The following is a 17,556-nucleotide window of genomic DNA, read 5'->3' as shown; positions in this document are numbered from 1 at the left end:
ATGGAAAAAGCTTATAAAATATTGAGCGTTCAAGAAAACATTTCGCATAAAAAAGCCAAAGCTTTGATTGATTTGGGGTTAGTGAGCATAGGGGGGAAGAAATTGATGGTTGCCAGAAAAGAACTCCCCAAAAACACGCGTTTTAGCGTCCAAAAGGTTGAAAAACCCGGCGTGATTTTTGAAGATGAAAACATTCTAGCCCTTTTTAAACCCCCCTTTATAGAGAGCTATGATCTAGCCTCTTTTTTCAAAGGTTGGGTTTTGTTGCACCGCTTGGATAAAGAAACAAGCGGGGTGATTTTATTGGTGAAAGAAAATTCAGAATTCCATTTAAAAGCTAAAAAGGCTTTTAAAGACAGGGCGGTTAAAAAGGAGTATTTAGCGATCGTTCAAGGGATTATAGAAGAAGAGCGAGAAATCAACGCCCCCATTCTCACGATTAAAACCACTAAAGCTTTCAGTAAAATCTCTAAAAAAGGGCAAGAAGCGGTTACGATCATTGCGCCCTTAAAAATCATCAACAAAAAAACCCTTTTAAAAGTGGGGATCAAAACCGGAAGAACGCATCAAATCAGAGTCCATTTAAAGCATATCAACCACCCCATTATAGGCGATACAATCTATGGCGATAGCCAACACTCCGCCAAACGCTTGATGCTCCATGCACATAAAATCGCGTTACTAGGGTATGAATTTGAAGCGATCCCCCCTAAAGAATTTGAATTTTAAGGATTGATCATGAACGCTTGGAATACGATTTATGATGAATTTAACCCTATCGCTTTTAGTCTTGGCGGTATTGATGTGCATTGGTATGGTTTGGCGTATGCGTGTGCGATTGTTGTCGCATTTTATATGGCGTTAAGAATGATCCAAAAAGACCCCAAGCGATTCCCCATTGAAAGGAAGGAATTTGAGAGCTATTTTCTATGGGCGGAGCTTGGCATTGTGCTAGGGGCAAGGATAGGATACGTTCTTATTTATGAGCCTAATTCCAGCTATTATTTGACGCATTTTTGGCAAATCTTTAACCCTTTTGATAGCCATGGGAATTTTATAGGCATTCGTGGGATGAGCTATCATGGGGGGTTGGTGGGGTTTTTGATCGCTTCGTATCTTTATAGCCGTAAGGATTTGAAAAAGCTTTTGATTTATTTGGATTTGATTGCGATTAGTTTGCCTTTAGGGTATGTTTTTGGGAGGATTGGGAATTTTTTAAATCAGGAGCTTGTGGGGAGGGTTGTCCCCAAAGACAGCCATTTAGGGCAAATTATAGGCATTATGGTGGATAACGAGTTGCGTTATCCCAGCCAGTTGATTGAAGCGTTTTTAGAGGGGGTTGTCGTGTTTTTAATGGTAATGTGGGCTAAAAAACACACCAAAACGCATGGGTTGCTCATTGTGGTTTATGGTTTGGGGTATTCCTTGATGCGCTTTATTGCGGAATTTTACAGGGAGCCAGACAGCCAAATGGGGGTTTATTTTTTGAATTTGAGCATGGGGCAGATTTTAAGCTTACTTATGGTAATTGTTTCGTTAGGGATTTTATTGTATGCTACAAAAATTCTAAAAAAATAAAGGAAAATCAATGAAATTTTTGGATCACGAAAAAAGAAGACAATTGTTGAACGAGCGCCATTCTTGCAAGATGTTTGACAGCCATTATGAGTTTTCTAGCACAGAATTAGAAGAAATCGCTGAAATCGCCAGGCTATCGCCAAGCTCTTACAACACGCAGCCATGGCGTTTTGTGATGGTTACCAATAAGGATTTAAAAAAACAAATTGCAGCACACAGCTATTTCAATGAAGAAATGATTAAAAGCGCTTCAGCGTTAATGGTGGTATGCTCTTTAAAACCCAGCGAGTTGTTGCCCACTGGTCATTACATGCAAAATCTCTATCCGGAGTCTTATAAAGTTAGAGTGATCCCCTCTTTTACTCAAATGCTTGGCGTGAGATTCAACCACAGCATGCAAAAATTAGAAAGCTATATTTTAGAGCAATGCTATATCGCTGTGGGGCAAATTTGCATGGGCGTGAGCCTAATGGGATTGGATAGTTGCATTATTGGAGGCTTTGATCCTTTAAAAGTGGGCGAGATTTTAGAAGAGCGTATCAATAAGCCTAAAATCGCATGCTTGATCGCATTGGGCAAGAGGGTGGCAGAAGCGAGCCAAAAATCAAGAAAATCAAAAGTTGATGCAATTACTTGGTTGTGATTAAACAAAATCAAAAACTTTTTAACTATAATCAAACCTAAATTAAAGTTTAAGGAGTGGCATTTTGTTTAAAAGAATGGTTTTAATCGCTCTTTTAGGGGTGTTTTCAAGCGTTTCATTAAGCGCTAAGAGTCTTTTAAGAGATGATGGGATTTTAGTTTCTGATTTAAAGGGCATGAAATCAGAACTATCTGATGCTCCTGCTTGGGTTTTTGAAGACCCTAAAGTCCCCTACGAAGAAATGGGCGTGGCGTATATCCCTGTTAATAACAAATATTTAGGGATTGAGCAAGCGACCTTAAACGCTAAATTGAGCTTGATCGTGGTTTTTCATGAAATCATGTTGAAGTATAAAAAACGCTTCATGGAGCAATTCCATGAGTCCGAGCAAACGGCTACGAATATCAGCTACGCTATCTATAATTACCTAGCGACTAAGATTCAAGTGTCCAGCACCTATACGAATTTAAAATCTGGGGTGGCTGTGGTGAAAATCAAGCTAGAGGGTTGCCAGATTGAGCAAATCAAAAGGTATTTAAAAGCGAGCGTTGAAAACCTTAACGATAATGAAATCGCTTACATCGCTAAGGTCGCTCAAAAAGAATTTGGTAGCGTTTGCGCGTTAAGGTAGTTTTATAGCATTCTAGCGAGCATGTTTAGGGCATGCTCTACGCTTTTATTTTGGATGCTTTCTCTGTTCCCTTCAAAAAAACAGCGATCAATTAAAGCTTGAGATCCTAACTTTTGTGCACCAATATAAATCGTGCCTACAGGATTAGCCTTGCTCCCTCCATTAGGGCCAGCCACCCCACTTATCGCAAGCGCTAAATCCACTTTAAAATTCAAAAACACGCCTAGTAGCATTTCTTTCACGCATTCTTCGCTATAAACCCCAAAGACTTTTAAAGTCGTGGCATTGACTTTCAATAATTCGCGCTTAACCTCTTCATTGTAGCACACAACACCCCCCATAAAAACCGCTGAAGCCCCACTAATGGAAGTGAATGCATGCGATAATAACCCCCCAGAGCAGCTTTCAGCCACCGCAATTTTTAAACCTAAAGATTTCAAGCGCTCTATTAAAGCGTTTGCGCTTTTTTGATGATCGTCTAATTCCACAATATTGGAGTTAAAAAGCGTTTTAAGATAGATTCTTGCTTGTTTGATATTGTCGCCTTTTAATTCAATACAATCTTCTTTGACTTGAGCGAGAATGTTTAATCGTTTCAATTCTTTTTCAATCAAAATAAAACCGCTCTCATTATCCATATTCAAAAATTTAAATTTCATTTTAACCTTTCAAAACCCTAAATTCAGCGTGCACCATAATTCTTCCACTTCTTCTATTTCTAAATCAATCGTGCTTTGAGTGCGAAAAAAAGCTTGGATTTTTTCTAAATCCAGGCTTTTAGCTTTCAAACAAGAGGGGTGCGCTAGAATAAACCCTTGCGCTAAAGCGACAGAACGCTCTAATTTTGCATCGCATAAAAAACAAGAATTGTAATTTTGCAAGCGCCCTTCAAAATTCAAAAGCGTGGCATACATTTCTAAAATCACTCTTAAGGGGTGCTGTTTGGCGAGTTTGCTAGCCCCATCATCTAAAGTGTCAAAATAGATACTATCCAAAGAATGCACGCCTTCTAAATGCTTGAATAGGAGAGTGCAAAAGCGTTGCCAAAAAAACAAGCGCTCCATTTCTCTTTCCCACATATAGCCTAAATGCAAAATATTCCTTAACTTGGGTAAAAACTTATCATCGTTTTCTTCTTCAAAATCAATTTTACGCCCCACATTCAGCACGCTATGGCGTTTGCCATAGAAACGATAGAGGGTTTTGAGCTGGTTTTTGGTTAAAACGCGCACGATCAAATCTTCATCTCTTATGCTTTGTGTTTGTAAAAGAAACCCTTGCATCACTACTCTTAAGCTAATTTTGTTTATTATAAGCAAAACTTGGATACAATCCTAACAAAACTGCAAAATTAAGGAAAAACATGGGATTTGCAGATTTCTTTAAAAATTTTAAGATCAATAAATTGCGGACAGCACCAAGTAAGGAAGAACAGCCAAGCCATTGGGTGAAATGCCCTAAATGTTATGCGTTAATGTATCATAAAGAAGTGTTTAGTAAATACAGCGTGTGTTTGAAATGCCATTACCATTTCCGCATGAACGCGACTGAAAGGATTGAATTTTTATGCGATGTGGGGAGTTTTGAAGAGTTTGACAAGCACTTACGCCCTAATGATCCTTTAAATTTCGTGGATAAAGAGAGTTATAAACAACGCATTAAAAAATACGAAAAAAGGACTAACCGCCCAAGCTCCGTGATCAGCGGTGAGGCTAAAATCAACCGCATGCCTTTGCAGATCGTGGTGTTTGATTTTAGCTTTATGGGGGGGAGTTTAGGCTCTGTGGAGGGGGAAAAGATCGTAAGAGCGATCAATCGCGCGGTCGCTAAAAGAGAAGCGTTATTGATTGTTTCAGCGAGTGGGGGGGCTAGGATGCAAGAATCCACTTATTCGCTCATGCAAATGGCTAAAACGAGCGCGGCTTTGAACCGATTGAGTGAGGCCAAACTCCCTTTCATTTCGCTCTTAAGCGATCCCACTTATGGGGGCGTTAGCGCGTCTTTTGCGTTTTTAGGGGATCTCATTATCGCAGAGCCTGGGGCGATGATAGGTTTTGCAGGGCCTAGGGTGATTAAGCAAACGATAGGGGCGGATTTGCCTGAGGGCTTTCAAACAGCGGAATTTTTATTAGAGCATGGCTTGATTGATATGATTGTGCACAGGAAGGATTTGAAAAAAACTTTGAGCGATCTCATCGCTATGATGATGCATAAGACTTCAAAGATTTTTTAAAGTTTTAATACTGATGCGTTGCGTGGTGTATTCTATCGCTAAAAGTTCGCCTTTAGAGTTAGTGAAAATCTATCAAAAGCAATGCAAGCAATTTGATTGCGAGCTGGAATTAGTGGATTTATTCCCTAAAAATACCGCCAACGCTCAAAAAGTTTCTAAAGAACTCGCTCAAAAAAGCTATTCTCTAGCCTTTGAGCCGTATTTAAACCCTAAGGCAAAAAATATTGCCTTACACCCTAAAGCTCAAGGGGGCGATAGCTTTGCGTTTAGTAAAATGTTAGAAAATCATCTTAATATTAATTTTTTTATCGCTGGAGCGTATGGGTTTGAAGAAAATTTTTTAAAGGATTGTCAAGCTTGGAGTTTGAGCGAGATGACTTTTAGCCATGAAGTGGCTAAAATTGTCTTATGCGAGCAAATCTATAGGGCTTTAAGCATTATTTTTAAGCATCCATACCATAAATAGGAGGTGCGCATGCGTTTTTACATTATCTTTACATTTTTGTTCATTGTGGGTTTTGGCGTGTTTGTTTATAGCATCGATCCGCAAGCTTATGCTTTCAATTTAGGGAGTTACAGCTTTAATTTTCCCATTGCCGTATGGCTTATGGGCGTTTTGGGCATGTTCGCTTTTTTTTCATGGGTTTTTTTATTCAAGCACAATCTCAGCCATAAAATCCGCTTATACCATGAAAAAAGGGATTTTGACAAATTACTCAAACAAATCCTGTCTCAAGACACTCAAAAGACTTTTTTAAAAACGAAATTTAAAAGCGATCTCGCTAAAAACCTCTCTCAAATCTTAGCCCGCTATGATTTAAAGGCCGATTTAAACACGCCAAGTAGCGGGTGCGAAAAAGTGGATAACCTTTTTAAGCACTACCACAATATAGAAAATAACACCCTTGAGCCTAAAGATCACGATAAACACTCTTTGGCTTATGATCATGCTTATTTTTCTAAACGCTTGAAAGCTTTCATTCATAACGATTTGAAAAACGCCTTTGAAGTTTTAACAAACGCGCAAATCCCTTTGGAATTACGACGCTACGCTTTTATAGAAATCGCCCAAAAAGGCAGCAAAAAAGAGGTTTTAAAGGCTTTGAATGCGATGCAAGATAACCTAGATAAAGAGTGCGTGAAGTCTTTTTTAAAAGTCTTTTTTGAGAAATCTTTAAACGCAGACACTTTAAAAATTTCAGAGCTTTGCAAAAAGGTGGGTTATGACAAGAACGATTATTTAAAGCTCGCGCAAAAAGCGCAAAAATTTCTTGTCCCTGATCAATGGTTCCAATTTTTTGAGATTTTAAGCCAAGAAGACGATAAGGCGCAAAAAGCCTTTTTATTCGTGTTGTTAGAATTAGAAATGAACGATCTCGCTAAGGAGCATCTAGCGGTTTTATCCTTTGAAGAATACATGCTTTTAAACGCTTACATGGATTTGAAACAAGAGCATAAAAAAGCTTATAAATTAGAAGCGTTTTTGTAGGGGGTTTGTTTTGCTTCAACTTTAGGGCAGATTAGATGGTTACAAAGAAATCAATCATCAAGGAATGGGCTAATTGAGTCGCTTTTAGCGCCAAATGATAAGAAAAAAGAGAGTGATGCTTTAAACCTAAACTAATCCTAAAAAGAAACAACTAAAGCCAAAAATACGCTATAACCCACCATAAAAAGTTTTAGTAACCCGTATTTGATGAAAACAGAGCTTTTTTATTTTTTAAATTTTTTATGAATTTTATCCGTATTTTAAAAATACTTTGCTCAATCAATACAACAAAAGAGTTTTAAGAAGATTTAAAAAAAGGGCTAAAAAATAAATTTGTGCTTTTGAAAGATGATATTTTAAAGACGATAAGGGTATTAAAGAATACCCCAAATAACGCTTTAAAAACGCACCACCATAGTGGCCATGTATGAACCTGATTTGAAGTTGCTAGGAGCGCCTTCAGGCAATTTGATATGGAAATACTTTTGACAACCATTAACCGCTTTTTCATAATTTTTAGTGAAAGAATGGTGATGGCGGTTTTCTAAAGGCCCTTTCATGTGTTTGCTCGTCAACGCAGAATGCTTTAATTTGACAAACAAAAGCAAGTTTTCACCGAACAACGATTTCATCGTGAAAGCGAACGCTCGTTTGTAAAATGTCCGTTTGTCAATATCAATCCCAATCATCCCGCTTCCAGCCGAATAGACTAAAGGCTTTGAATACAATCTCAGATCATCGCCACTCAAAACGCTCAACAAAATCCCTAAACTTATTAGTGTCCTAACCCCATTTTCTTTCCTTAAGATATAACATTATCCGTATGTTTAACAGATAAGGAAATTTAACTTAAAACACCTTAACGATTGATTAAAAAATTAAAAAAAATGTATTTTTTTAAAAAGCGTTACTCTTTAGGGATTTGTGAAGATTTTTATAATTGATGGTTATTTTTGAATAATTTTTTTAATTGATTGATAATGAAATAAGACTCTTTTTTAGTCAAATATGGATCGCTCAAACCTTATTTTAATTTTAAAAAATGGGATTTTTAAGCTTTTCTTAAGAATATTCAAGTTTTTAGATTTTCACCATAAAATTTTTTTAAAAGATAGAACACCCCCACAAGCAAAGCCGCACCGATTACAAGCGCGAGAAAGCGCGAATGCATAAAACTTGCCACCCCTAAACTCACCGCGCTACAAAGCATCGCTATAGTTGCATAAGGGAATTGTGTGATGAAATGGCTTTGCACCGAACACCCTGCCCCCGTAGCCGATAGTATAGTCGTGTCAGAAATGGGGCTTGTGTGATCCCCATAAACCGCCCCAGAAAGGATCGCTGAAACAATCAAAATAATATCGCTTTCATTAGCCATGCCCGCTCCAATGGGCAGCATGATCGCAAACGCTCCCCAGCTTGTGCCGGTAGAAAAGGCGATAAACCCAGAAATTAAAAAAAAGATTAAAGGCATATACGCGCCTCCCCCGCTATCTAAAAATCCCTTGCTCACTTGTGCCAAGTAAATCCCCGTTTGAGCGTCATCTCTGATCACAGGCCCGATAGCCCAAGCGAGCGTTAAGACTAGTATCGCTGGTCCCACACTCTTAAAGCCTTCAACAATGAGTTTAAAAAAACTCCCTTTTTCTAAAAACCTATAAGCTAGAAGATAGGTGATAATGAGCGAAAACAGCCCCCCATAAAAGAGCGAAAAACTCGCATCAGTGTTTTTTAAGACCACTCCTGTATAAAAAATCAATGATGAAATGGACACGATCAATAATAAAATAGAAAGGGGTAACAGGCTTAAGGGGGCTAGTTTTGGAGAGCTTTCTTCTTGTTCGCTATAAAAATCCTTCACGCCTATGTTTTGATACTTCCTCATGCCAGGGAGGTTGATTTGCCATAAAATGGTGAGAAAGACTGCAATGAGCGCAAAAATCGCATAATAATTACTGCTTAAGCTTTGCACAAGCACCGAAAAACTATCTTTTAATAAGGGCGAGCTGTCGTTATTCATGATCCCCATGATATATGCCCCCCAGCTAGAAATAGGGACTAATAAGCACACCGGCGCTGAAGTGGAGTCTATAATATAAGCTAGGCGTTCTCGTGTGGAGTTATGGGCGTCGTTTAAAGATTTTGAGATTTGCCCCACGGTTAGGGCGTTAAAATAATCATCTACAAAAATAATGATGCCTGAAAAAAAGGCGATAAATTCAGGGGTTTTAGCGTTTTTAGAGTATTTTTTAGCTTTTTTGACAAAGTTCTGCACGCTACCGGATTTTAAAATCACTTGGCTTAAGACGCCTAAAAAGATTAAAAACCCAAAAACATAAAGGTTGGAAAGATTGAAATGAAGCCCTTTTTCTGGCTTGTAAGTGTAAAAAACGGAAGTGATTTTGATATAGGCATATTCTACGATGTAAGAAAGGTGTAACGAATGCATTAAAACAGCGCTCACTAAAATGCCCACAAACAACGAGAGCGCGACTCTTTTAGTGAAAACCACCATTAAAATAACGCTAAGAGGAACAATGAGGCTTGATGCTGACAATCCCACCGAATAAAATCCTTTAAACTAATCTTTAAATTTCAATTAAAAGAGACAATCAATATTCACAAAATTCTTTGTTAAAAGAAGAGATGAATTTGCCAAAACAAATCGCTTAAAAGATTTTAATCAAGTGGCCGGGAGAGAGGGATTCGAACCCCCGGAGGTATGACCCTCAACGGTTTTCAAGACCGCCGCTTTCAACCACTCAGCCATCTCCCGCTATTTTCATAAAAGTCCCTTACAAAAGTCCCTAAATGACTACAATATGGAGGCGACACCCGGATTCGAACCGGGGAATCAAGGTTTTGCAGACCCATGCCTTACCACTTGGCTATGTCGCCTTAAATTTAACAATAGCACATCTATTGAGATAACAAAATCAAACCATGTTTAATTTGGTTTAATTTGCAACGATGGTGCCCAAAGCCGGACTTGAACCGGCACGGTATTGCTACCGAGGGATTTTAAGTCCCTTGTGTCTACCAATTCCACCACCTGGGCAAACTAAATAGAAACCATGCTCTAGAAGTTAAATCAAAATATGGAGCGGGAAACGGGGATCGAACCCGCGGCCCCGACCTTGGCAAGGTCGTGCTCTACCACTGAGCTATTCCCGCACTCTTTATTCAAAAAGACGATTGTTATTGTATCTAAACTCAATAATAAAAGTCAAGGGCTTATGAAAAATTTCAAAACTGATTTTAAAACCAATCAAAACAGCCAAAATCCCTTTTATTTAAAAAATGAACAATAATGTTTTGAGTTTCCATTCAAACAAAACCCGTTTAAGAATTTCTAAATATGGGTAAAAAATATACAATACCTTATAATAAGATGAAAATTCATGGCGTTTTGCGCTCATTTTTTATTTCTTTATTAATTTGATTGCATAATAATAGCTGACATAACACATCATCATAGGAGTTTCAATCATGAAAGAAGTCATTCATTCAACGCTAGCCCCAAAAGCGATAGGCCCTTATTCTCAAGCTATCGCTACTAACGATCTTGTTTTTGTCTCTGGGCAATTAGGCATTGATGCGAGTACCGGTGAATTTAAAGGCGCGGATATTCATTCTCAAACCACGCAGTCAATGGAAAATATCAAAGCGATTTTAAAAGAAGCGGGGTTAGGGATGGATAGCGTGGTTAAAACGACTATTTTATTGAAAAGTTTAGACGATTTTGCGGTGGTGAATGAAATCTATGGGAGTTATTTTAAAGAGCCTTATCCGGCCAGAGCGACCTTTCAAGTGGCTAAACTGCCTAAAGACGCTTTAGTAGAAATTGAAGCGATAGCCATTAAGTAATCTATTAAAGGGACTATCAGCATGAAAAAAGAAGTCGTGGTAATAGGCGGTGGGATTGTAGGGCTTTCTTGCGCGTATTCTATGCATAAATTAGGGCATAAGGTTTGCGTGATTGAAAAAAGCGATGGCGCAAACGGCACTTCTTTTGGGAATGCCGGGCTCATTTCTGCGTTTAAAAAAGCCCCGCTCTCATGCCCTGGTGTGGTGTTAGACACCCTAAAACTCATGCTCAAAAACCAAGCCCCTTTAAAATTCCATTTTGGGCTTAATTTAAAGCTCTATCAATGGATTTTAAAGTTTATGCAAAGCGCGAACGCCAAATCCACGCACCGCACCATGGCGTTGTTTGAACGCTACGGGTGGCTGAGTGTTGATATTTATCATCAAATGCTAAAAGACGGCATGGATTTTTGGTATAAAGAAGACGGGCTTTTAATGATCTACACTTTAGAAGAAAGTTTTGAAAAAAAGCTTAAAACTTGCGATGACAGCGGTGCTTATAAAATCCTTAGTGTGAAAGAGACCAAAGAATACATGCCCGTTGTTAATGACAATATCTGCGGGAGCGTGCTTTTAACGGAAAACGTGCATGTGGATCCGGGCGAAGTGATGCGCTCTTTACAAGAATATTTGCAAAATGCGGGTGTGGAGTTCCTTTATAATGAAGAAGTGATTGATTTTGAGTTTAAAAACAACCTTATTGAGGGCGTTATCACGCATAAGGAAAAAATCCAAGCAGAAACAATCATTCTAGCCACTGGGGCTAACCCTACCCTCATTAAAAAAACCAAGAACGATTTTTTAATGATGGGGGCTAAAGGCTATAGCATCACCTTTAAAATGCCTGAAGAATTAAAGCCTAAAACCTCTTCTTTGTTTGCGGATATTTTCATGGCAATGACCCCACGAAGAGACACCGTTAGGATCACCTCTAAACTAGAATTAAACACCAACAACGCCCTCATTGATAAAGAGCAAATCGCTAACATGAAAAAGAATTTAGCCGCTTTCACGCAGCCTTTTGAAATGAAAGACGCCATAGAGTGGTGCGGTTTCAGGCCCTTAACCCCTAATGATATTCCTTATTTGGGCTATGACAAACGCTATAAAAACTTAATCCATGCGACAGGGCTTGGGTGGCTTGGCATCACTTTTGGCCCGGCCATTGGTAAAATCATCGCCAATTTAAGCCAAGACGGAGCGAATGAAAAAAATGCCGATATTATGCTTTTTTCTGCATTTTTTAGGGATTAAGGAATTTCTTTTTTAAACCCTAGTTTGTTAAGGAGTTTTTATGGAAACGATTGATTCGGTGGTGCGTTTATTATCCAATTTTGTGTGGGGGATTCCCATGCAAATTTTATTAGTAGGCACCGGCTTGTTTTTAACCTTTTATCTTAGGGGTTTGCAATTCAGTAAGATCTTTTATGCGATCAAAATCCTTTTTGACAAAGAGTCCCAATCTAAGGGCGACATTTCGCAATTTTCCGCTCTCATGCTTTCTTTAGGGGCGACTGTAGGCATTGGGAGTATCGTAGGCGTAGCGACCGCTATCAGCATTGCAGGGCCAGGAGCGGTGTTTTGGATGTGGGTTACTGGGCTTGTTGGCATGGCGACTAAGTATTCTGAGGGGATTTTAGCGGTGAAATACCGGGAAAAGGGGGCGTTTGGATACAACGGAGGGCCTATGTATTACATCAAAAACGGCCTTAACATGCCCAAACTCGCCATGGCGTTTGCGATTTTTACGATTATTGCAAGCATTGGCACCGGTAACATGACGCAATCCAATGCGGTTTCTTCCATTTTGAGCGAACAAGCGAACCTGCCTAATTGGGTTTCAGGCTTACTGCTCACGATTTTAACCGCTTTCATTGTCATTGGGGGGATTAAATCCATTGGTAAATTCACTTCTTACTTGGCTCCTGTGATGGTGCTTTTATATTTGATCGCTATTATTTATATTATTGTCAGCCATTTTGATTTAGCCCTTCAAGCGATCAAACTCATTTTTGAAGAAGCCTTTAACCCTAAACCCGTTGTGGGCGGAGCGGCAGGCGCGTTAATGGCGACGATGATAAAAACCGGCGTGGCTAGGGGGTTGTATTCTAATGAAGCGGGGTTAGGGAGCTCAGCCATTATTGCCGCAAGCGCTCAAACGCGCCACCCGGTGCGTCAAGCCCTAGTGTCCATGCTCCAAACCTTTATTGTAACCTTAATAGTGTGTTCGGCGACAGCGAGCGTGATTTTAATGGCTCCAGAATACAACACCTTGCTCCCTAATGGGGAAAAATTAAGCGCTAATTTGCTCACTTTAAAAAGCACGGAGTATTTTTTAGGATCATTAGGGGCGGTGGTGATTTTTTTGACCATGATCTTTTTTGCCTACTCTACGATTATTGGTTGGGCTTATTATGGGGAAAAATGCACTGAATACGCCTTTGGTGAAAAAAAAGTGAAATATTACCGCTTCGTGTTTTTAGCGAGCGTGATGGTGGGGGCTATGGCTAAAATTGATTTTGTGTGGAATTTAGCGGATCTTTCTAACGGGCTTATGGCTATCCCTAATTTGATCGCTTTGATTTTATTGCATAAAGTGGTTTATTCTGAAACTCGTTGGTATTTTAGCAAGCATTCTAACAAGTAAAATGACATGTTAAAAAGGGCGAGTTTTGTAGAAGTGGATACCGCTTCTTTAAGACATAATTTTAGCGCAGTCAAAAGCATTGTCCCTAAAGACGCTTGTGTCATGGCGGTTGTCAAGGCGAACGCTTATGGGGCGGGGGCGATTAAGGCAAGCGAAATTTTTTTACAAGAAGGGGCTAATTATTTAGGGGTAGCAACTTTAGATGAAGCTTTAGAATTGCGCTCTCATTTTTCTAAAACCCCCATTTTGATCTTAGGCTATAGCCCTAACGCTAACGCTTCCATGCTGATTGATAACGATTTGAGCGCTATGGTTTTTAGCCTTGAACAAGCAGAAGTTTTTTCTCAAATGGCTTTAAAGTCTCAAAAACGCTTAAAAATTCATCTTAAAATTGATACCGGCATGCACCGCTTGGGTTTAGAGCCTACTTTTAAAAGCATAGAAATCGTTAAAAAAATCCGCGCTTTAAAAGGCTTGGAAATAGAGGGGATATTCACGCATTTAAGCAACGCTGATGCTAAGATTAAAACCCATGCTAAAAACCAGATGAAAGCCTTTAACGCTTTTTTAGAGCAGCTTTTAAATCAAAAAATAGAATTTCAATACCGCCATGCTTATAATTCCGCCGGTATCCTTTCTTTGTGTAACGGGAATGAAAATCGTTTGTTAAACCTCTATCGCCCAGGCATCATGCTCTATGGTTTTTACCCCTCTAATGAAATGAAAGAGTCGTCTCAAACGATATTAAAAAATGTTATCAGTTTGAAAGCGCAAATCGTTCAAATCAGAAGCGTTAAAAAAGGCGAATTTATTGGCTATGGCGAGCATTTTTACACCAATGAAGAGACTTTAGTGGGCGTTTTAGCTCTAGGGTATGCAGACGGGTTAATGCGCGCTTTAGGCAATCGCATTCAAGTAGTGATCAATAACCAATTAGCCCCCCTGATTGGCAAGGTGTGCATGGATCAGTGCTTTGTCAAACTCAATAATATTGAAGCCAAAGAGGGCGATGAGGTCATCTTGTTTGGGGATAAAAGCGCTAAAGCTAATGACGCAAGCGAAATCGCTACACTTTTAAACACCATTCCTTATGAAACCATCAGCACCCTATCCAAACGCTTGGAGCGCGTCTATATTTAAAATCAAACCATGCAAAATTTTTATTTTGTGTTAGAATGCTTGAAAAAATTTAGGATTAAAATATAAAATGAAAAAAGTTTTATTTTTATTGGTAATAAGCCTTTTTTTGGGTTTTTTGAACGCTTCTAGCTTGTATGAAAAGCTTGTCAATAAAGAGACTATCAGCGTTGGCACAGAAGGCATTTACCCCCCTTTCACTTACCATGATAAAGAGGGCAAGCTCACCGGCTATGATGTGGAAGTGGCTAGGGAGTTGGCTAAAGAGCTTGGCGTGAAAATCAAATTCCACGAAACTTCATGGGATATCATGCTTACAGGTTTGAAATCAGGGCGTTTTGATATGGTCGCTAACCAGGTGAGTTTGACGACTAAAAAACGCCAAGCAACTTTTGATAAAAGCTTGCCTTATAGCTATTCAGGCACGATCATGCTCGTTAGAAAAGATGAAAACCGCATTAAAGACATTAAAGACATTAAGGGTTTGAGAGCGGCTAACACTTTAAGCTCCACCTATGGGGAAATCGCTTTTAAATACGACGCTCAAATCGTTTCGGTGGATTCTATGGCGCAAGCCTTGTTGTTGGTGGCGCAAAAACGAGCCGATTTGACCTTAAATAGTTCTTTAGCGATCTTAAACTACCTTAACACCCACAAAAACAACCCCTTTAAAATCGCATGGGAGTCCAAAGAAAAAGATGGGGGCGCTTCCTTTGTCATTAACAAGCACCAAGAAAAAGCCTTAGAGCTTATCAACCAGGCGATGCAAAGATTGATCAATAAAGGGGTTTTAAAACGCTTAGGCGAACAATTTTTTGGAAAAGATGTCAGCCAGCCCTAATTTGTCTTTGTTTTTTGAATCTTTAGATTTGAGCAAGGAGCGTTTGGAATTATTATTAGAAGCTTTCTACCCCATGTTAAAAGCCGCTTTTTGCATTTCTTTGCCTTTAGCGGTTATCTCTTTTATTTTAGGCTTATTGATTGCCATTGTGGTGGCTCTCATTAAAATCGCGCCCCCAAAACATTTCATTCATAAGGCTTTATTAGCGGGCGTGAATTTCTATGTCTCGCTCATTAGAGGCACGCCTTTATTGGTCCAAATCGTGGTGGTGTTTTATGGTTTGCCCGCTCTTGGGGTTTATATGGATCCAATCCCAGCAGGCATTATTGCGTTTTCCTTTAATGTGGGGGCATACGCTTCAGAGACTTTAAGGGCGAGTTTTCTTTCTGTCCCTAAAGATCAATGGGATTCAAGCTTGAGTTTGGGCTTGAATTACTTGCAAACCTTTTGGCATGTCATTTTTTTTCAAGCACTCAAGGTCGCCACGCCAAGCCTGAGTAACACTTTCATCAGCCTTTTTAAAGAAACTTCTTTGGCTTCTGTGGTAACTATCGCAGAGGTTTTTAGAATCGCGCAACAAAAAGCGAACGCCAGCTATGACTTTTTGCCTATTTATTTGGAAGCCGCTTTGATTTATTGGCTTTTTTGCTTGATTTTAGAAGCGGTCCAAAAGCGCGTGGAAAAAATCTTAAATTAGGTTGGCTCATTCTAATATTTGATTATAATACAGCCTAAATAATACAAAATAAGGAAATTCTCATGGGTATGTTTTTAGATAAGAGCATTAAAGAAGTGGTAGATGGATTGAATGTTCGTTATTTTTTGCCTGACATTCAGCGTGAATACGTGTGGCTCAAAAAAGCCGATGAAAAAAAGATAGAGCAACTTTTTGACTCCATTCTTAGGGGCTATCCTATCGGCTCTTTTTTATTTTGGAAATTACAAAAAGAGGATATAGCCAAGAGCGACGAACAAGATAGCGATAAACTCAATTTCCAACTCTATAAATTCATTACAAATTACGATGAGCGAAAGCCTCACAATGAAAAAATCTATATTGAAGAAATCAGACGTGATGAGTTGTGTATTGTCCTAGATGGCCAACAGCCTTAACCTCGCTTTATATTGGGCTTAAAGGCACTAGAACGCTTAAGAAAAAGGGGGCTAGATACGATAACGCTTATGAAGAGAAGCGTTTGTATTTGAATTTGAAACACCAGCCAAACATGGACAATCCAGAAGACAATTACCAGTTTGAATTTCATGCTCAAAAGCCTGAGAATGATAAAAAACATTTCTGGTTTAAGGTGGGGGATATTTTGGAATTGAAAAGTGTTATAAATTATGCGAGAGAACACGAATTAGATGGTGAAGAGTCAGCATTACTAGAAAATCTAAAAAATGCTTTTTGCACCGAAAAGCTCATTTCATTTTTTGAAGAAACAGAACAAGATCTTGATAAAGTTTTAAATATCTTTATCCGTGTCAATAGCGGTGGGGCCAAGTTAAGCTATTCTGATTTATTGATGTCTATTTTGACAGCAAGCTTTTCAAGCGATATTAGAGAAAAAATGCATGAGCTAGTGGATGCTTTAAAAGAGAAAGGTTTTCCAAATGTGGGGCAAGACCAAGTGCTAAAAACCTGCTTGCTTCTCATTGGTAAAGACACTACTTTTGAATTAAAAAATTTTAATAAACCAAACATTAAAGAAATTGAAGACAATTGGGAAAAAATTACAGAAAGCATTTATAATGCTGCAAAACTATTAGAAACTTTTGGTTATGCAGGCTATTTGGGTTCAGCTTATATTTTATCCAGTTTAGCTTATTTTTATTTTTTAAATCCAAAAATGAATGAGAACGATAAAGAACAAGCCCTAAAATTTGTCCGTAACGCTCAAATCACAAGTTATTTTACTCCTTCAACGGATACAAAATTAAACAACATAGCCAATAGCATGAAGGATGTGAAAACTTTTGAATCATTCAACCACAATTTAGCCAAACACCAAACAAGCCCTTTAAAAATCACTAACGATGCTATAGAAGACATGATGTGTTCTAGTAGACATGACCGAGTCTTTCCTATTTTACAAATCTTATACCCAAACCTGAACTGCAAAACCACCACTTTTCATATAGACCATATTTATCCAAAGTCCAAGTTTAAAAAAAATAAAAAATTGGATAAAGATTTCTATGAGAATCATTTATACAACCTCCAGCTTTTAGAAGGCACAGAGAACCAAGCCAAAAAGGATAAAGACCCTGAAGTGTGGCTCAAAGAAGAATATAAAGATGAGCGAGCCATAGAAGAGTATAAAAAAAGAAATTATATTGACCCTACCCTAAAATTAGAATGGGAAAACATAAAGGCATTTCGTGAAACAAGAGAAGAAGCTATCATTAAAAAATTAAAAGAAGTGTTATTACCTAAGTCTTAATAGGAGTGTTTTTTTTGGCTGATATAATCGGGTAAAGCGTTTTGAC

17 protein-coding genes, 4 tRNA genes and 1 pseudogene are annotated in these 17,556 nt (G+C 38.6%); 14 read left to right on the top strand and 8 right to left on the bottom strand.

Annotated features, from left to right (window positions below; translation table 11 throughout):
* From HG567_RS04655 to HG567_RS04640, 4 genes are all read left to right on the top strand, one after another.
* On the top strand, window positions 1-729 hold the full coding sequence (locus HG567_RS04655) for an RluA family pseudouridine synthase (protein WP_202139354.1): 729 nt from the start codon (window positions 1-3) through the stop codon (window positions 727-729).
* 9 nt (window positions 730-738) lie between these two features.
* Window positions 739-1,578, top strand: a complete 840-nt coding sequence (lgt, locus tag HG567_RS04650) for a prolipoprotein diacylglyceryl transferase (protein ID WP_202139353.1) — start codon at window positions 739-741, stop codon at window positions 1,576-1,578.
* Between the two features lie 10 nt (window positions 1,579-1,588).
* A complete protein-coding gene (gene rdxA / locus HG567_RS04645; protein WP_202163693.1) occupies window positions 1,589-2,221 on the top strand; it encodes an oxygen-insensitive NAD(P)H-dependent oxidoreductase RdxA in 633 nt (210 codons plus the stop codon).
* 64 nt (window positions 2,222-2,285) lie between these two features.
* A complete protein-coding gene (locus HG567_RS04640) occupies window positions 2,286-2,852 on the top strand; it encodes a hypothetical protein (RefSeq protein WP_202163692.1) in 567 nt (188 codons plus the stop codon).
* A gap of 2 nt (window positions 2,853-2,854) precedes the next feature.
* On the opposite strand, the gene HG567_RS04635 is transcribed toward HG567_RS04640, so the two are convergent.
* Both HG567_RS04635 and recO read right to left on the bottom strand, forming a co-directional pair.
* Window positions 2,855-3,511 (bottom strand): CinA family protein, encoded by a 657-nt coding sequence (locus tag HG567_RS04635; RefSeq protein WP_202163691.1) that lies wholly within the window; start codon window positions 3,509-3,511, stop codon window positions 2,855-2,857.
* Window positions 3,512-3,520: 9 nt separating this feature from the next.
* Window positions 3,521-4,135 (bottom strand): recombination protein RecO, encoded by a 615-nt coding sequence (gene recO, locus HG567_RS04630; protein WP_202163690.1) that lies wholly within the window; start codon window positions 4,133-4,135, stop codon window positions 3,521-3,523.
* 80 nt (window positions 4,136-4,215) lie between these two features.
* Between recO and accD the strand changes: the two genes are divergently transcribed.
* Genes accD through HG567_RS04615 form a run of 3 tightly spaced genes read left to right on the top strand, consistent with a single transcriptional unit; the run spans window position 4,216 to window position 6,574 of the window.
* On the top strand, window positions 4,216-5,085 hold the full coding sequence (accD, locus tag HG567_RS04625; protein WP_000505062.1) for an acetyl-CoA carboxylase, carboxyltransferase subunit beta: 870 nt from the start codon (window positions 4,216-4,218) through the stop codon (window positions 5,083-5,085).
* Between the two features lie 13 nt (window positions 5,086-5,098).
* The gene (gene rlmH / locus HG567_RS04620) at window positions 5,099-5,551 is read left to right on the top strand and encodes a 23S rRNA (pseudouridine(1915)-N(3))-methyltransferase RlmH (RefSeq protein ID WP_001203872.1); all 453 of its coding nucleotides are present in this window, start codon (window positions 5,099-5,101) and stop codon (window positions 5,549-5,551) included.
* A gap of 9 nt (window positions 5,552-5,560) precedes the next feature.
* Window positions 5,561-6,574 carry a LapA family protein gene (locus HG567_RS04615; RefSeq protein WP_202139348.1) on the top strand — a complete coding sequence of 338 codons (1,014 nt, stop codon included), beginning with the start codon at window positions 5,561-5,563 and terminating at the stop codon, window positions 6,572-6,574.
* A gap of 398 nt (window positions 6,575-6,972) precedes the next feature.
* Here the strand turns inward: HG567_RS04615 and HG567_RS04610 are convergent, their stop codons facing one another.
* The 6 genes from HG567_RS04610 to HG567_RS04585 all read right to left on the bottom strand — a co-directional run bounded on the left by HG567_RS04610 (window position 6,973) and on the right by HG567_RS04585 (window position 9,748).
* The gene (locus HG567_RS04610; protein WP_000953831.1) at window positions 6,973-7,335 is read right to left on the bottom strand and encodes a hypothetical protein; all 363 of its coding nucleotides are present in this window, start codon (window positions 7,333-7,335) and stop codon (window positions 6,973-6,975) included.
* A gap of 311 nt (window positions 7,336-7,646) precedes the next feature.
* Window positions 7,647-9,137 (bottom strand): Na+/H+ antiporter NhaC family protein, encoded by a 1,491-nt coding sequence (locus HG567_RS04605; RefSeq protein WP_202139347.1) that lies wholly within the window; start codon window positions 9,135-9,137, stop codon window positions 7,647-7,649.
* A gap of 125 nt (window positions 9,138-9,262) precedes the next feature.
* Window positions 9,263-9,350 (bottom strand) — tRNA-Ser (locus HG567_RS04600).
* Window positions 9,351-9,397: 47 nt separating this feature from the next.
* Window positions 9,398-9,472 (bottom strand) — tRNA-Cys (locus HG567_RS04595).
* A 73-nt stretch (window positions 9,473-9,545) separates the two neighbouring features.
* Window positions 9,546-9,632: transfer RNA gene (locus HG567_RS04590), tRNA-Leu, on the bottom strand.
* A 41-nt stretch (window positions 9,633-9,673) separates the two neighbouring features.
* Window positions 9,674-9,748, bottom strand: a tRNA-Gly gene (locus tag HG567_RS04585).
* A gap of 315 nt (window positions 9,749-10,063) precedes the next feature.
* Between HG567_RS04585 and HG567_RS04580 the strand changes: the two genes are divergently transcribed.
* The 7 genes and pseudogenes from HG567_RS04580 (at window position 10,064) to HG567_RS04550 (ending at window position 17,510) form a co-directional block, all read left to right on the top strand.
* The gene (locus HG567_RS04580; RefSeq protein ID WP_000665787.1) at window positions 10,064-10,441 is read left to right on the top strand and encodes a RidA family protein; all 378 of its coding nucleotides are present in this window, start codon (window positions 10,064-10,066) and stop codon (window positions 10,439-10,441) included.
* 21 nt (window positions 10,442-10,462) lie between these two features.
* Window positions 10,463-11,695, top strand: coding sequence for an NAD(P)/FAD-dependent oxidoreductase (locus tag HG567_RS04575; RefSeq protein WP_202139346.1), 1,233 nt, complete (start codon window positions 10,463-10,465; stop codon window positions 11,693-11,695).
* 40 nt (window positions 11,696-11,735) lie between these two features.
* Entirely contained in the window at window positions 11,736-13,088 is a 1,353-nt protein-coding gene (locus HG567_RS04570) for an alanine/glycine:cation symporter family protein (RefSeq protein ID WP_202139345.1), read from the top strand.
* A gap of 6 nt (window positions 13,089-13,094) precedes the next feature.
* Window positions 13,095-14,228 (top strand): alanine racemase, encoded by a 1,134-nt coding sequence (alr, locus tag HG567_RS04565; RefSeq protein WP_202139344.1) that lies wholly within the window; start codon window positions 13,095-13,097, stop codon window positions 14,226-14,228.
* A 67-nt stretch (window positions 14,229-14,295) separates the two neighbouring features.
* Window positions 14,296-15,066 (top strand): amino acid ABC transporter substrate-binding protein, encoded by a 771-nt coding sequence (locus HG567_RS04560; RefSeq protein ID WP_202139343.1) that lies wholly within the window; start codon window positions 14,296-14,298, stop codon window positions 15,064-15,066.
* Window positions 15,050-15,763, top strand: coding sequence for an amino acid ABC transporter permease (locus HG567_RS04555; RefSeq protein ID WP_202139342.1), 714 nt, complete (start codon window positions 15,050-15,052; stop codon window positions 15,761-15,763). The genes HG567_RS04560 and HG567_RS04555 overlap by 17 nt, the downstream gene beginning before the upstream one ends.
* A gap of 62 nt (window positions 15,764-15,825) precedes the next feature.
* Window positions 15,826-17,510 (top strand): annotated as a pseudogene (locus HG567_RS04550) (DUF262 domain-containing protein).
* Window positions 17,511-17,556: the final 46 nt, after the last annotated feature.

This window comes from Helicobacter pylori (assembly GCF_016755635.1).
GTDB lineage: Bacteria > Campylobacterota > Campylobacteria > Campylobacterales > Helicobacteraceae > Helicobacter > Helicobacter pylori_CQ.
This window is presented reverse-complemented; position numbering and strand designations above follow the sequence as displayed.